11 protein-coding genes are annotated in these 15,592 nt (G+C 59.8%); 8 read left to right on the top strand and 3 right to left on the bottom strand.

Annotation, left to right across the window (positions count from 1 at the left end):
* Window positions 1-5 precede the first annotated feature (5 nt).
* The 7 genes from CXY70_RS05225 (at window position 6) to CXY70_RS05195 (ending at window position 9,682) form a co-directional block, all read left to right on the top strand.
* On the top strand, window positions 6-698 hold the full coding sequence (locus tag CXY70_RS05225) for a TetR/AcrR family transcriptional regulator (protein WP_199183373.1): 693 nt from the start codon (window positions 6-8) through the stop codon (window positions 696-698).
* Between the two features lie 169 nt (window positions 699-867).
* Window positions 868-2,160: an ROK family transcriptional regulator gene (locus CXY70_RS05220; RefSeq protein WP_233205750.1), complete on the top strand. Its 1,293-nt coding sequence runs from the start codon at window positions 868-870 to the stop codon at window positions 2,158-2,160.
* 120 nt (window positions 2,161-2,280) lie between these two features.
* Complete coding sequence (locus CXY70_RS05215; protein WP_104191321.1) at window positions 2,281-3,651, top strand: extracellular solute-binding protein; 1,371 nt, start codon at window positions 2,281-2,283, stop codon at window positions 3,649-3,651.
* Between the two features lie 53 nt (window positions 3,652-3,704).
* On the top strand, window positions 3,705-4,655 hold the full coding sequence (locus CXY70_RS05210) for a carbohydrate ABC transporter permease (RefSeq protein ID WP_369851870.1): 951 nt from the start codon (window positions 3,705-3,707) through the stop codon (window positions 4,653-4,655).
* Window positions 4,656-4,658: 3 nt separating this feature from the next.
* The gene (locus tag CXY70_RS05205) at window positions 4,659-5,543 is read left to right on the top strand and encodes a carbohydrate ABC transporter permease (RefSeq protein ID WP_104191320.1); all 885 of its coding nucleotides are present in this window, start codon (window positions 4,659-4,661) and stop codon (window positions 5,541-5,543) included.
* A gap of 54 nt (window positions 5,544-5,597) precedes the next feature.
* The gene (locus CXY70_RS05200; protein ID WP_104191319.1) at window positions 5,598-8,642 is read left to right on the top strand and encodes a glycoside hydrolase family 38 C-terminal domain-containing protein; all 3,045 of its coding nucleotides are present in this window, start codon (window positions 5,598-5,600) and stop codon (window positions 8,640-8,642) included.
* A gap of 359 nt (window positions 8,643-9,001) precedes the next feature.
* The gene (locus CXY70_RS05195) at window positions 9,002-9,682 is read left to right on the top strand and encodes a hypothetical protein (protein WP_146066065.1); all 681 of its coding nucleotides are present in this window, start codon (window positions 9,002-9,004) and stop codon (window positions 9,680-9,682) included.
* Window positions 9,683-9,999: 317 nt separating this feature from the next.
* Here CXY70_RS05195 and CXY70_RS05190 read toward each other — a convergent pair whose 3' ends face one another.
* On the bottom strand, window positions 10,000-11,427 hold the full coding sequence (locus CXY70_RS05190; RefSeq protein WP_233205749.1) for an amidase: 1,428 nt from the start codon (window positions 11,425-11,427) through the stop codon (window positions 10,000-10,002).
* Window positions 11,424-12,806: an MFS transporter gene (locus CXY70_RS05185; RefSeq protein ID WP_104191317.1), complete on the bottom strand. Its 1,383-nt coding sequence runs from the start codon at window positions 12,804-12,806 to the stop codon at window positions 11,424-11,426. The genes CXY70_RS05190 and CXY70_RS05185 overlap by 4 nt, the downstream gene beginning before the upstream one ends.
* Before the next feature lie 340 nt (window positions 12,807-13,146).
* On the opposite strand from CXY70_RS05185, the gene CXY70_RS05180 reads away from it, so the two are divergent.
* Window positions 13,147-14,184 (top strand): LacI family DNA-binding transcriptional regulator, encoded by a 1,038-nt coding sequence (locus tag CXY70_RS05180; RefSeq protein ID WP_233205748.1) that lies wholly within the window; start codon window positions 13,147-13,149, stop codon window positions 14,182-14,184.
* Window positions 14,185-14,579: 395 nt separating this feature from the next.
* On the opposite strand, the gene CXY70_RS05170 is transcribed toward CXY70_RS05180, so the two are convergent.
* A complete protein-coding gene (locus tag CXY70_RS05170; RefSeq protein ID WP_158250915.1) occupies window positions 14,580-15,554 on the bottom strand; it encodes a tripartite tricarboxylate transporter substrate binding protein in 975 nt (324 codons plus the stop codon).
* Window positions 15,555-15,592 lie beyond the last annotated feature (38 nt).

Raw genomic sequence — 15,592 nt, 5'->3', positions numbered from 1 at the left:
TATTCGTGAAAGTTGAGACTGCGAAAAAAGTCGAGGATGCTGCAGCATGGCGCAAATACTCCGAAAACATGCTGCCACCCCTGCTGCAAGCGGCTTTAGATTGTTTTGTGGAGCACGGCTATCACGGCACGACAATTCGCACTGTGGCCGCTCGGGCCAAGCTCTCCGTACCGGGCCTATATCACCACTACGCCTCCAAGCAGGCACTGCTAGTGGCGATTGTTCAGTTTGCGATGAAGGATTTATTGGTCAGGAGCGAAGATGCCGTAGCGGAGGCAGGTTCTTCAGTGGAGGAACAGTTTCGACTTCTGATCGAATGTCTGGCGCTCTTTCACGCTCATCGCAGTGAGCTCGCCTTCATCGCTGCTAGTGAGATCCGAAGCCTGGAAGGCGAGTCGCGAACCGCGCACATCCAATCTCGCGATAAGCAGCAGCAGATGGTGGACGACATCATCAACCAAGGGATGCGGGAGGGGAACTTTGACGCCGAGCATCCCAAAGACACCAGTCGAGCCATCGTGACTATGTGTACTGGTATTGCGCAGTGGTACCGCCGTGACGGTGAGCTTACGCCCGAAGAGCTGGCCCTCAGATACGCCAACATCGCCCGGATGACTTTGGGGGTTGGCCCAGGCTCTCGAAGAGAGAGTGTTTTCACGGCGCCCACCGTGGGTGATGCTCCGATAGTCGTCAATTGATATTTTAAGGTTCCGGTTGCTCGTGGTGCCAGTCTCGGCGTCGAAATAGCCCCCTGCGGCTGGCCACTAACATCGAGTTCATGCCGACCAACCAAGACTGCGCGATGATCCACAAGGCTGTGAAGCATTTCATCGTCGAAAATCTGCGTCGAAGCGTTAGCGTCGTAACATGAGCGACCATAAGGGCGGGACGGCGCGTCGCGGCACCAATCTCCCAGCGATGGCCGACTTCAATCAGTCGGTTATTCTCGATGCCATCCGTCGATCTGCCACCGGCCTGAGTCGTGTCGAGCTCGTGACCACTACCGGGCTTTCTCCCCAGACCATTTCGAACATCACCAGGCGCCTGCTTGATAACGGGTTCATCGAGGAAGCCGGAAAAACGGGCACCGGGCCTGGCAAGCCCCGCACGATGTTGCGGCTCAATCCCGGCGGGCGCTATGCGCTCGGAGTTCACATCGATCCAACGGTCGTGACTTTGGTCATGCTCGATCTCAATGGCAGCGTCGTCAGTCGGTCGAGTTTCTCGACCCCGGCGGTCATGGACCCGAACCTCATCATCGAACAGATCGTCGCGTGGCTCGTGCAGCTGATCGATGACTCGGGGGTGCCCCGGGTCCGGATCGGCGGGGTGGGCATCGCGGCCCCCGGGCCCATCGATAATCTGCTGGGTACGGTGGTTGACCCGCCACACCTGCACGGCTGGCATCGGGTTCCGCTAAGAGACGCGCTCCAGGCGGGCGTCGGGCTCCCGGCCATTCTCGACAAGGACGTCACTGCGTCGGCGATAGCCGAGATGTGGGCGGGCGGGGAATCCGGATTAGGTAGCTTTGCCTTCTTTTACCTGGGAACCGGCATCGGGGTCGGTCTCGTGATGCGCGACGAAGTGGTCAGGGGAAGCTCTGGAAACGCGGGAGAGATCGGGCACATCGTCACCGATCCTGCCGGCCCGCCGTGCTTCTGCGGGCTGCGCGGATGCATCGCGGTGACCTGTATGCCTCAGTCGCTCGTCCAGGAGGCGGAGCGATTGGGTGTCCTCGATGACACGAGTGTCGCCAACGACACCCGAACTGTCGATTCGAGGTTCACGGAATTGTGCGCGGCCGCGGAGGCGGGCAACGCAATCGCAATCGAGATTGTAGAGCGCTCCGCCGTTCGGATGTCGAAAGCGGTAGCGGTCATAGCGAACCTTCTCGACGTCGATCGTGTGGTCTTCGGCGGACCATTCTGGTCCCGCCTCTCAGACCATTACCTGCGCAGGATCCCGGAGTTGCTCGAGGAACTCCGCGCCACGCGAAGCATCCACAGAATTTCAGTAACGGGATCGGCGGTGGGGGAGGACGTCGGTGCGATCGGGGCAGCATGCCTTGTGCTCGATCACGCACTCGCTCCGAATCCCCGAGCGCTGCTCCTGTCCAACGAGAAAGCGGAACCCAGCAAAACACACGCGTTAAGGCCTTGACGTAGGTTTATCAAATCGATGTACTATTATGTCGGAGCACGGCAGCGAGGCATCTCAATCTCTTAAGTGCGTCGGCACCACACACCGCATGTCCATTCGTACTCGGAGCAAGGGAGCACCGTGAAGAAAAGAGCATCAATCGCCCTATCGGCGTTTGCGATAGGCGGACTGGTAGCACTCACCGGATGCACGGCCGGATCGGCGCCATCTGAGGGACAAGACAAGGTTCTCAAAGTCGCGTACATCAAGACGGATGCTTTCACCGCTCTCGACACGCTTTTCACGACCACGAAGGCGGACTTCGAGGCCGCGAACGAGGGCGTGACCGTCGAACTGCAGCCCATCGCGGCAACGGATGACGACTACAAGATCAAGCTCGCCCTCTCGCAGCGCTCGGCAGAGACCGCCCCGGACATCTTCTACGAAGACACCACTGCGTTGCGCGCGGACGCGGATGCCGGGTACCTCCTCAATCTCGATGAGTATGTTTCCAAGTGGGAGGACTGGGATCAGTTCACCGATGCCGCCAAGGAGGCAGGCAAGGGCGACGACAACAGCATCTATGCCGTCTCCCTCGGCACCGATACCCGTGCGGTCTGGTACAGCAAGCCCGTCTTCGAGGCGGCCGGAATCGCACTTCCGTGGGAGCCGAAGAGTTGGGACGACATTATGGAGGCCGCGCGCCAGATCAAGGCAAGCAGTCCTGACGTCGTGCCGTTCAACTTCTACGCAGGAACAGGCACCGGCGAGGGCTCGAACATGCAAGGCTTCTACCAACTCCTGTACGGCACCGAACTCGGGGGAGATTCGCTCTACGACTCGGAAACCTCGAAGTGGGTCACTGGCTCGCAGGGGTTCATCGATTCCCTGGCCTTCGTCGACGAGCTCTACACTGAGGAACTCGCTCTGACCCCGGCGCAGGCGCTCGATCCCAACATCTGGAAGAGCATCTTCGGGGAAATGTTCCCAAACGCGACTCTCGGTGCAACGATCGAGGGCTCCTACACACCGTCATTCTGGCAGACCGGTGGTTCATATGAGTGGCCCGGGTACGTCGACGACATGGGCGCAACGGTGTTCCCGACCCAGAACGGCCAGAATCCTGGCGGCGTTAGCATGTCAGGCGGCTGGACCCTTGCAGTCGGAGCTAAAACTGCAGATCCGCAGCTTGCCTTCGACTTTATGGCGATGGCGCTGAGTAAGGACAACGCACTCGCTTACGACAACGAGAACTCGCAGATTGCCGTTCGCAAGGATGTCGCCGCCGATGAGAGCTACATTGCTGCCAATCCCTTTGTCCGGACCGTCACTGACATCGTCGAGGTGACCAACTTTCGTCCGGCGACGGCCGACTACAACCAGATCTCGGCCGAGGTCCAGAAGGCCAACGAGGCAGTCATCACCGACAAAGCAAGTCCCGAGGAAGCGGCCGCAGCCTACGACAAGGCAATCGAAGCGATCGTCGGCCCCGAGGGCGTCATCCAGAAATAGCAGTACAGAGACACCCAGGTGCGCGCCCACAGAAAAACGAAAACAGGAACACAGTGACTGCAGAAGTGCTCGCGCCGCAGGACACGCACGTGCGGCGGCCGAAATCGAATTCGGGTTCCCGCCGCCGCCCGGTGCGCGAAATCGTCAAAGCCATGCGGATGATCCCGCTCCTGCCGGCGATTCTCATCATGATCACGTTTCTCGCCGGACCGATCATCTGGTCGATCTATGGGTCGTTCACGAACGCGTCGCTCACAGGGGTCAACGCGAGCAACCCCCAATGGATCGGCTTCGAGAACTACCTCAAGCTCGTCAACGATCCCGTTTTCCCCCTCTCAATCTGGCTGACCGCGATCTTCACCTTCGGCTCCGCCGTTATCTCGCAAAACGCCCTTGGCCTCGGTCTCGCGCTCCTCATGCAGAAGGCCGATAAGAAGGTCACCGCTTCCGTTGGCACGATCATCGTCGCCGCGTGGATCCTGCCCGAGATCGTCGCAGCCTTCGTCTGCTACGCGTACTTCAGCCTCGACGGCACCCTCAACCAGATTCTGGCGAACTTCGGCATGACCGGTCCCAACTGGTTGTACAGCTTTCCCATGTTCGCGATCATCCTGGCAAATTTGTGGCGTGGAACGGCGTTTTCGATGATGGTCTACCAGGCCGCCCTCAACGACGTGCCACCAGAGATTACCGAGGCGGCAATGATCGACGGAGCTGGCGGTTCAAAACGACTTTTGCTCGTGACCATTCCCATGATCAAGAACACGATCGTAACGAACACCATGCTCATCAGTTTGCTCACCTTGTCGGTCTTCACCCTCATCTACGTGATGACAGCGGGTGGGCCCGGCAACGACAGCACAACGTTGCCAATCCTCGCCTACAAAGAGGCTTTCCGCTTCAGCAACATCGGCTATGGCACAGCCATTGCCACTGTGATGCTCATCATCGGTGCGATCTTCTCTGTCGTCTACATTCGGGCACTTCGTCCACAGAAGGATTAGCCGATGTCAGTCATCGCCGCGCCACCGAAGGGTCGAAAGTCCGATCGGCCGGTCTCAGTAGCCTCCCCCAAAAAGAACGTGATCGGGTTCCTTGCCAATGCCGTTCTCGTCGTGATCGGCGCCTGTTTTCTTCTTCCCCTATGCTGGCTCATCTTCGCGTCGGTCGACAACAAGGCCACCTACCAGACCAAGTTTCCCGAAGAGTTCTCGCTGGACAATTTCGCGGCGGTTCTCACTCCCGAACTCACATTCCTTCCGCTGTGGAATAGCCTGATCATCTCCGTCGGTACGGCAGGAATTACGATCGTCGCCGCATTGCTCGCGGCATATCCGCTGTCTCGATATCAGGCGAGATTCAACAAGCCGTTCATGTATGGCGTGCTCTTCGCGACCGGGCTGCCAATCACGGCAATCATGGTGCCGGTTTACAGCCTCTTCGTGCAGTTCAATCTGCTCGACTCGATCCCGGGCACAATCCTTTTTATGGCCGCCTCGTCTCTGCCGATCGCGATCTTCATGACCAAAAACTTCATGGACTCGGTGCCGATCACCCTCGAGGAAGCAGCTTGGATCGACGGCGCGTCAGCGATGGGAGCCCTGCGCCTGATCGTGGTTCCCCTGATGAGACCCGGCATCGCCGTGGTCGGGATCTTCGTCTTCTTTCAGGCCTGGGGAAACTTTTTCGTGCCGTTCATCCTGCTCCTCTCGCCAAACAAGCAACCCGCCGCAATCAGCATTTACAGCTTTTTCGGCCAGTACGGCGCGATCGCCTACGGGCAACTCGCCGCGTTTTCACTCATCTATGCGGTGCCGGCCATCGTTCTGTACGTTCTCGTGTCCCGCGGCATCGGCGGTTCATTCGCTCTCGCGGGCGCAGTCAAGGGTTAAATCACCATCACGCCTCGCCGCGCGGCGAGCATTATCGCGGGCTAGGGAGCCATCATGCATGACAATCGAGTTCTCCTCGAAGCGCGAATCGAGCGCGTCATCCGGGAGCGGATCAAGCCCGCCGTCTACCGCCGTAGCGCCCCGCTGTCGATCGTCGCCTGGACCGTCGACGATGAGCCGGTGCCGTTTGCCGCGGCCATCGGGCAGAGCTACGAGCCTTTCGCTGTCGGTGGCGCGTGGGGCAAACCCTGGGGCACTGTCTGGTTCCATCTCACGGGATCGGTGCCGGCCGAATGGGACGAGGATGGCACCCGGGCTGAGGTCGTCGTCGACCTCGGGTTCTCCGCCACGCTCCCAGGTTTTCAGGCCGAGGGCACCGCGTACACGGGTGATGGCGTGATAATCAAGGCGATCGAACCGCTCAACAGCTACATACCGGCGGGAGTAGCGGGGGATCCCGTGGACATCTACCTTGAGGCGGCCGCCAATCCAAATATCGCCGGTATTTTTACCTTCGGCGTCACCGAGCTCGGTGACAAGGCCACAGCGGGGGACTCGACCAGTTACGTTCTGCGGCGGCTCGAACTAGGACAACTCGACGTCGCCGTATGGGAGCTCCTGCAGGACGCCTGGACCCTTATCGGCCTGATGACGGAGCTTCCGCACAGTCTCCCGCGGCGGGCGGACATCCTGCATGCGCTCGGCCGGATGGCTGACGCTCTTGATCCCGACAACGTTGCGGGCACGGCAGAGGCGGCCCGTGCGACGCTCGTCGACGCGCTCGCCAGTCCCGCGTACGCGAGTGCGCACCGCCTTGCCGCCGTCGGTCACGCCCACATCGATTCCGCCTGGCTGTGGCCGGTCCGTGAGACCGTGCGCAAGGTCGCGCGAACCTTCTCGAACGTTCTGGCGCTGATGGAGGAGGACCCGGAATTCACCTTCGCTGCCTCCTCGGCGCAGCAGTACGCGTGGCTGCAGGTTTACTATCCGGAGTTATTCGAGCGAGTGAAGAAGCAGGTGGCGGCGGGCCGATTCATTCCGGTCGGCGGAATGTGGGTCGAGTCTGACACGAATATGCCCGGCGGTGAAGCGCTCGCGCGGCAATTTGTCGCCGGCAAGAAGTTCTTCATGGAGGAGCTCGGAGTCGAGCCGCTCGAGGTGTGGCTTCCGGATTCGTTCGGTTACACCGCATCGCTACCGCAGATCGTGGCCGCGGCGGGATCTCGCTGGCTCCTCACGCAGAAGATGTCGTGGAACGAGACCAATCGGATGCCGCATCACACCTTTTGGTGGGAGGGCATTGATGGCACGCGGATCTTCACTCATTTCCCCCCGGTCGACACCTACAGCGCGGAAATCTCTGGCAAGGAGCTTGCCCAGGCCGAACGGCAGTACGCCGAAAAGGGGGTGGGTACTACCTCGCTCCTGCCGTTCGGGTGGGGCGACGGCGGTGGAGGCCCAACCCGCGAGATGCTGGCGGCTGCGGCGCGCACGCGTGACCTCGAGGGATCTCCACGCGTCACCATGACGACGCCGGAGCAGTTTTTCCAGAGCGCGCACCGCGAATACATCGAGGCTCCGGTCTGGTCGGGGGAAATGTACCTTGAATTCCATCGCGGCACCTACACTTCCCAGGCCAAGACGAAGCGCGGCAATCGCCGCAGCGAACATCTGCTCCGAGAAGCAGAGCTCTGGGCCACTGCTGCGACAGTCCTTCACGATGCGGAGTATCCCTACGACGCCCTCGACGACGTCTGGAGGACTGTGCTTCTGCAGCAGTTCCACGACATCCTCCCCGGCACATCGATCGCGTGGGTGCATCAGGAAGCCGAGCGCAACTACGCTGCCGTAGCCAAGATCCTGGCTGAGCAGATCAACCGATCGATCGAAATCTTGGCCGGCAGCGGCAGTCATCCGCTCACTTTCAATGCCGGGCCGAACACACGTGACGGTGTCCCGGGCCTCGCCGCCGCAACCGCGGTGAGGAAGGGAGCGGCCAAGGTCACCGAAAACGGCGCGGGATTGGTCCTCGCGAATGACCGGGTGCGCGTCGTCATCGACGATCGGGGACTCATTGTGTCGATGCGCGACCTCGCTGCCGACCGTGAAGTCATCCCCGTCGGCGAGGCCGCCAACCTGCTGCAGCTGTTCCGGGACACACCAATCCAGTGGGACGCCTGGGACATCGACGAGACTTACAAGAACGTCGGTCATGACCTGACCGAGGCCTCAAGCGTCGCTGTCACCGACGACGGTTTCGGCGTCCAGGTCGACAGGTCCTTCGGCTCCTCCTCCGTGGTCCAGACCCTCCGACTCAACGGCGCGACCGGTGCCCTCGACATCCACACGGCCATCGACTGGCACGAGTCCCAGAAACTCCTGAAGCTCGCCTTTCCCCTCGCTGTCCACGCCGATCGCGCCGCCTCCGAAATGCAGTTCGGGCATGTCTATCGGCCGACCCACGCGAACACCTCCTGGGATTCCGCTCGGTTCGAGACCGTTGCCCATCGCTGGGTTCACGTTGGCGAGCCGGGGTACGGTGTCGCCGTCGCCAACGATGCCAGCTATGGGCACGACATCCGACGCGCCGCACTGACCAGTGGCGGGACGAGCACCGTGGTACGCGTCTCCCTTCTGCGCGCGCCGCTCTTTCCCGACCCAGTCTCGGACCAGGGCGCGCAGGAGTTCGTCGTCTCATTGCGTGTGGGTGCCGAGATAGCGGATGCCGTCGACGAGGGATACAGGGTCAACCTGCCCTTGCGCGAGGTCGCGGGAGCCGGCCCGATGGCGCCCCTGATCGTCGTGACCAATCCGGCAATCGTCGTCGAGGCAGTCAAGCTCGCGGAGGACCGTTCCGGCGACGTGATCGTGCGGCTCTACGAGTCATTGGGCGCGCGTGCACGCGGCGGTCTGGCTCCGGGATTCGACTGGTCGGAAGTCACGGAGACTGACCTGCTCGAGCGGGAAACCACTCCAAACGCTGTGATCGGGCGTTCAGACGAAACCATTTCGCTCTCGCTCCGCCCGTTCCAGCTCGTCACGCTGCGCCTTCGCCGCACCGCACCAGAGGATGTCAAATTTCGACACCTCAGCCGATGAGAGTTCGTGCTGGAGAGCCGTTGGCTGTCGGATGTTCCACCCCGCTAGAGCGGGGCGCTCGGGAAAAATACTTCGATCAAGGGCATTCGACATTTTGGATGACATCTTCGCTCTTGGTCTGCCGGTGGCGCCCGCAGCCCCGAGGCTCCAGGACTGGGACCGTCCCGGAGTAACTAGCCTCCCAGAAACGCCCCACCGCCGGACACCACGCCAATGTCAGCACCGGAGGGACATTCCCACCAGTCGGCGTGTGGCGAAGATGATCTGCCACCAGACCGGGGGTAAATCTCGGCCACCGCCGGCACGTCCAAGGGCCTAGTCTCCTACTGGAACCGTCCGAAGCCGAACCAAGGAGAGCCGTGGCCCCACCATTGCGCGCTGCTCGCTGGATTGCCGTCGGCATGCTCACATCGACGCTCCTCCTCACAGGCTGCAGCTACGGAAGTGGCAACAAGTCAAACCAGGTGCCCGACTGCGAAGGCGTATTTGCGAGTGCTCTGCAGGACGTACGTATCGATGACACCTCTGGCGCGACTGATTCGAAGTTTCAATGGCTAACCGAAAACTGTTTGCACGAATTCAACATCCTCGTTGACTACACCTCCGCGAGAGTCTCAGCACAGGGGATGCTTGGACCTGACTCCTGCGACGCACTCAACCACAACCTCGAGCCGGAAGCCATCGATTTGTTGCGCGCCGACGGACTGTGCACAAGTGGAAGCGCTGCAGCCGCTGTCCCCGCGCCCGTCGAACAGCCCGGCGGCGGAATCGCCTGGAACGCGGCGGTCGGCTACGCCGGAACCGAGCAGCGCGTTTGCGGGCCGCTCTCTGGCGACGGCTACTCCGAGGACGATGTCTTCCTCAACCTCGGGCTCGACTACCCTGATCCAGAGCGCTTCCAGATTGTCGTCTGGGACGTCGGTGTACTCGAACCCATTGCACACGGTTCAACGCTCTGCACATCGGGCGTGATCACGTTGTACAACGGGGTCGCCCAGATCGAACTCGACGACCCAAGTCTGATATCGATCTACGAATAATGCTCACCCCTGCAATCAACGTTGGCGATCCGCTTTGTGATCTCGGCAACGTCGGCAAGAGCGCGAAAGGCCGCGTCGTCCGCGTTCGATGCACAGGGCGACCCGCGGTGGAGACCGGCCGCAAACGCCTCGATCCATCGCATCGTGCGCGAGTCACCGGGTGGTCTATTCGGAGATTGTAAAACCATCACTTTTTGCGCGCTGGGCCACGCCACGGCGAAGAATCGGTAAACAAAAACACTTTTCTCTCAAGACGTGGGCAGGAAAGCTTTCTGTCTCTATCTCTGGCTCTGTCCTTGGCCGGGGGAAGAATTTGATTATGCGCCCGCTGGCGCTTTCTCCCGGAGGCGTACTTCGAGTAGTGCCGCAGCGTCTAAAAGCTGAGTTTCGTGTCCCGGCTTTCCGACGAGCTGTATGGAGTGTGGCATGTCGGTGCACGGGCTGAAGACAGGAATGCTGATGGCTGGAAAGCCCAAGACGCTCCAAGGTGCCGTCATGGAAAGGAGCGCTTCCCGAGGGTTAGCCCAGCTACTATCGGGGGGAAGGCGGCGTTGGCCAATGGCCGGAGCCTCTATGGGAACAGTTGGCATTACCAAAATATCAGAGGAGAAAGTCCGCTCGAGGGTGGCGACCCGCAGTAGACGCCGTTTCTCCAGCGCCTGGACGTAGGTCCATCCTTTGACCTCCGCGGCGATCCGGAGTCGTTCCAGGACCTCCGAATCAAATAGTTCTGGTGAGTCTTCGACCCGTTTGCTATGGATCGCGAATGCTTCGGCGGATTGGATCGCTACGTATGGGTCCCAGCACGCGTCGATTTCTGGAACCGGAAGTGTCGCGACGTGGGCCCCTGATCTTGACAGCTCTTCCAGCACGGTTTCCGCTGAATTTATGAGTTCCGATGCGGTCCTGCGCAACAAATCGGAGGTCACACGGGCGAAGCGAAGATTGTTGGCTCGTTCAGGGTGAGGAATGAAACGCTCATTCCATTCAAGCCCTCCAACTCCGTTAGTACCTGGTCTGGAGGACAGGGCCCACCAGGCTATCGCCGTGTCGAGAACGCTTCCGCCCATGGGACCTACTGTGTCCATGCTCGGTGAAAGCGGAAATACTCCACGGGCACTTAGTGCGCCCTGGGTAGGGCGTAGGCCAACCGCCCCGCAGAGTGCCGCGGGGATTCGCACGGATCCGCCGGTGTCTGTGCCCAATGCAATCGGTACGATTCCGGCTGCGACGGCAGCCCCGGAGCCGGCACTGGAACCGCCCGACATTCGGGAGTTGTCGTGGGGGTTGCGGACCGGACCGGTCGCTGTGCGGTCACCGGTTGGTCCGTAGGCGAATTCGTGGCTCTGCGTCTTCCCAAGGATCACCGCCCCGGATCTCCGCAGTGAAATTACGACGTCAGCATCCACCATAGGTACATGATTGGCGAAATGGCGCGATCCCATTGTTGTCGCCAGTCCAGAGGTGGCGATCACGTCTTTTACTCCGACAGGAATTCCGTGCAGCGGCCCTCGATCCAGTCCTGAGTCCAGTTCCCGGTCGGCGAGTCGTGCAGCCCGCAGTGCGCCTTCATCATCGATGGTGACGAAGCAGTTTAGTTTTGTACCGTTTTCGTGAGCCGCAGTCAGCGCCTGCTCGGTTACCTCCAGCGCCGTAATCTTCCTTTTACGGATCCGGTCTGCTATCTCGAGAATAGAGAGACCGCCGAACGGACCTGACCCTGCTGCGGATTTCATGTCGCTCATGCGGTGGCCGATAGTTGGGGCTGCTTGTTGCGTACCCCTGGCTTGACGAAAATCATAGCCAGCATACCGACGGAAGTCGCCACTGCGGTTGCTATGAACATTGAGTTGTAACCGTGGAGTGCTACGAGGAAGCCAGTCAGGGTCGGGGCGATAATCGTGGCGATGTTGGTGACGAAGTGGCTGATCCCGCCAAATGTTCCCGCCCGGGTCGGGGCGGTGTCGATGATAACAATCCAGTACACCGCATTAGGCAGAGAATTGAGCGCGTTTCCGATGGCCATGATGAGCAGAACCGCCCATACGCTGTCGACCAGAGGAATTAGGCTGAAACACAGCGTCGTCAGTAGCAGAGATCCCGCAGCGAAACCGCTACGCGCGATCCATAGGCTGCCGGTTCTTTGACGGAGCCAATCGGAAATTTTACCGCCGAGAAGTACCGTGAAGCACGCGCCTATCCAGGGAATCATTCCCAAGTACCAAAGAGAGCCGAGATTGAACCCGAATTCATCCTGCAGGTATTTCGGAGTCCATGTGAGAATCATGAAGTTCACGTATTGGAAGGCAAAGTAACCGATGGCGTTAAAGACAAGCGTTCGGCTTTTGAAGAAGGACCACCAAGGCACTTTTTCCTCTTCAGTGACAATACTTCGCTCATCGTGAAGCATTCCGTCGGTACTTCGGATCCTGCGCAGCTCATCAGGAGAAACCTGCGGATTGTCCTCCGGGAGGTCGGTGAAGACCCGTCGGAAGAAAATAAGCCAGACGAGACCCACTACGCCGAGGATGATGAACATCCACCGCCAGTCGCCGGTTGCTGTTAGCAGAAAAACAGCTATTGGAGCAGCCAGTAACGCTCCCAGGGGTGTCCCGAGCAGCCCCAGAGACGCAGCAAAGCCCCGTTCGCGGACTGTCGCCCAGTTCGCCATAGTGCGGTTGATGGTTGAAAACGTCGGGCCCTCGGCGACTCCGAAGAGGATGCGGAAAACCGCGAACCCAGCCAGCGCGGATCCGCCGAACAGTGCTATCCCGATATTGCCTGCAAAAGCCATACCGACCTCGAATATCGACCACAAAAGAACAGCCCAGAACCATACCCATCGTGGTCCTTTCCGGTCTGCTAATGCTCCGCCTATGAGGGCGCCGAACATGTATCCATAGCCGAAGTAGCCAAGCACTTGCCCCCAGGCGACCGTATCCAGATTGAACTCATCGATCATTGGGTTTGCCGCGTAAGAAATTGCGCCACGATCGACATAGTTAATGACGGTGATGACCACGACCAGTCCGAAAATCGTGAATCTAAAATTCGGCTTCAGACTTTTCTTTGCTCTGCCGACCTTATGGGATACCAATCTGGGGAGCGCGTCTCGAGTGGTCATGGCGTCTTTCTCAAAGTTGTGTGCCTCACTAGTACCAGGTAGTCCATGCATGAGCGCCGCTAAATTGTTCGGGCTGCTGACCAGCGATGGCAGACTCGTGGTCGCAATCGGCAACTTATTGCGACGGTCGTTATGCAAGAAGTTAGCAGTTCCTCCGATATCGCGCAATCGTTTGTGTCGTATGGATTGGGAGGGGCGCGTCTCCTCCCTGTCAGACATTTTGTCCGTGCGACAATCCTTGAGTACTGGATGTCTCTGTGAGAGCAGCCGTTCAAGCGGATACCGAGCTAAGCTTTCGAAGTCTCGAGAATCGAGTGTCACTGCCTCAAAGGAGATCGGCGTGGGCGTTGAGCAAGGTCGGCCCGTAACGCTGCGAATGATTGCAGAAGAAGTGGGCGTTCACGTATCAACTGTGTCACGGGTCCTCACAGCGGCAGATGCTGATGTATCTCGCTGGGCGGCACCGAATACTGCCGAGCGAATCCGTGATACCGCCCGTAAACGTGGCTACCACCGGAATGTTTACGCGTCGAATCTGCGCACTGCACGATCGAATCTCGTCGGTGTCATCGTTCCACGTCTTCAAGATTTCGTTCTGGCCACCGTTTATGAAGGCATTGAGGAAGCCGCTATTGAGAATGGCCTATCTACCTTCGTCACCAATTCTCTTGACCGTGAGGAAGACCAGCGGACTCGTACGGAAATGATGCTTGAGCGCCGTGTGGGCGGCTTAATATTTGGTGACGCTCACCTCGACAATCCCTTCCTTGATGAGATACGGTCGCGAGGAGTGCCCACGGTTTTGGTCAGCCGGCACTCAGGTGACCACGTCTCAGTTACCTGCAACGACTATCTGGGAGGTCGGCTGGTAGGCGAACACCTGTTAGCTCTCGGGCGTCGCGACGTGGCAATCCTGGCCGGGATGTCTTTCGCCTCCACCGGGCAGGACCGTACACAGGGCGTCATCGACGCTTACCGTGATGCAGGAATACTCATTCCGCCTGATCGCGTTGTCCACGGGGGTTTCGATGCGGCGGGCGGGCGGGCAGGCGCTGAGGCCATACTCGCGACCAGAAAATACCCGGATGCAATCTTCGCGACGAATGATTTCGCGGCCATCGGTGCTCTCGGGGTGCTACGGGACCGTGGACTGAGTGTTCCAGATGATGTGGCGCTAGTCGGCTATAACGACACTCCCTTAGCTCGTGAAATGATGGTGCCACTTACGACCGTGCGTTCACCCATGCATCAAATGGGTCGTCGGGCACTGGAAATGTTGATCTCAGTCATGGATGGGAAGACCATCAGCTCAGAGCGGCTAGAGCCGACACTGATCATCCGTACATCGACAAGCGCTCGAGCGGACGAAACCGGATGATTTGGCCTCAATATCGTTCGGTTAAGCGTTTGAATGCTGATTTTCGGCTCGCGGCGCGGTGAGGACCGGTGGGCGTGGTGGGTATCAACGCGGCCAATGAGTGCGAGCGACGGTTATAAACACCTGCTCAGCATGGTCGTTGCCGGCCTTGCCCCCGGTTAGTGCAGGGAAGCGCACTGTCATATTGCTCACGTAGCTCTCATCTACGACATTCAAATTGTGTTGCTGGTTGTGTGACAAATTTTGGTTTCTCGAGCGATTCGGTTGGGTTGTCCCATAATCGAACGTATAAGTGACACGGATCAGCATGCTTGTTGACTACATGCGGGCGTCGAAGGCCGACGGGTCGCAGAGCACTAATCTTCAACGGGATGCGACGGTTGGGTCGTCGGTTCTTATTTTGCCAGAAGGGACTCGTAGCGGGCGCGCATGTCCTGGAAAACCTGTGTGGTCGCCGCTGCGTCCAAGAAGGAATCCGGCACGAAGCGATCGCCGATCTGGGCTATGACGTCCTTGTCCTGGCTGCAGGTTTCGACACCATTCTGGAGCTTCTCGGAGACATCCTGGGGCAGGCCTTTAGGTCCGAAGAGGCCGTAGACCGATGTCGTCTTGACGTCATAGCCGGCCTCATCCGTGGTCGGAACGTCGGGAAAGGCTTCGGAACGCACGTCGCCCGCCGCGGCCAACGGGACAATCGCACCGTCCTTCACCTGGGCTTCGACGTCGACGTGGTCGTTGACGAACCCGGCGTCGATGTGGCCGCCCAGCAGGTTAGTAATGAGCTCGGCGCTGCCCGATGTAGGCACCATCGCCAACTCGATGCCGGTGTCCTTCTGGAGGCGCTTGAGCTCGATGGCCAACGAACTAGTGGCGCCGGGGACCCCGATGGAGATCTGTCCGGGATCGGCCTTCGCGGCATCGAACAGATCTTGGAGGCTCTTGTACGGGGAGCCTTTGGGTACCGCGAATAGCGTCGGAATCTCGGCCATCGTGCCCACGGCTTGGAAGTCCGCCTGGGAGTAGGACAACTCATTGGACATCGGGTTCAGGACCAGCGGCCCGTTGGTGCTCAGGCCCACGGTGTGTCCGTCCGGTTTCGCGCTGGCCAGTTTCTGCATGGCTACGGCGCCAGCGCCGCTGTCCCGGTTCTCCACCACGAAGGTTCCGCCGAGGAGCTTTTCCAGGCAGGAACTGTACGCGCGGGCCGTGGTGTCAGACGGGCCGCCAGCGGCGTAGGGCACGAGAAAGGTGACGGGCTTTGTGGGGTAGTCCTCGGCTGCCCGGGAGGATACCGAGCACCCGGTGGCGGTCAAGGCCAGTCCGGCGATAGCGGCGGCGGCCGTGACATGGCGCAGTCGATTCTTGTTCAAGGTATCCTCTGGTGGTCGAAGTGAAGTTGAGAGTCCAA

Origin of the sequence: Cryobacterium sp. Y82 (assembly GCF_002929495.1) — a bacterium.
Classification (GTDB): domain Bacteria; phylum Actinomycetota; class Actinomycetes; order Actinomycetales; family Microbacteriaceae; genus Cryobacterium; species Cryobacterium serini.
This window is presented reverse-complemented; position numbering and strand designations above follow the sequence as displayed.

Excerpts from the sequence above, each read along its gene's own strand:
- CXY70_RS05220 (WP_233205750.1), top strand. The coding sequence starts at position 868 with ATGAGCGACCATAAGGGCGGGACGGCGCGTCGCGGCACCAATCTCCCA.
- CXY70_RS05205 (WP_104191320.1), top strand. The coding sequence starts at position 4,659 with ATGTCAGTCATCGCCGCGCCACCGAAGGGTCGAAAGTCCGATCGGCCG.
- CXY70_RS05200 (WP_104191319.1), top strand. The coding sequence starts at position 5,598 with ATGCATGACAATCGAGTTCTCCTCGAAGCGCGAATCGAGCGCGTCATC.
- CXY70_RS05190 (WP_233205749.1), bottom strand. The coding sequence starts at position 11,427 with ATGAGCGACATGAAATCCGCAGCAGGGTCAGGTCCGTTCGGCGGTCTC.
- CXY70_RS05185 (WP_104191317.1), bottom strand. The coding sequence starts at position 12,806 with ATGACCACTCGAGACGCGCTCCCCAGATTGGTATCCCATAAGGTCGGC.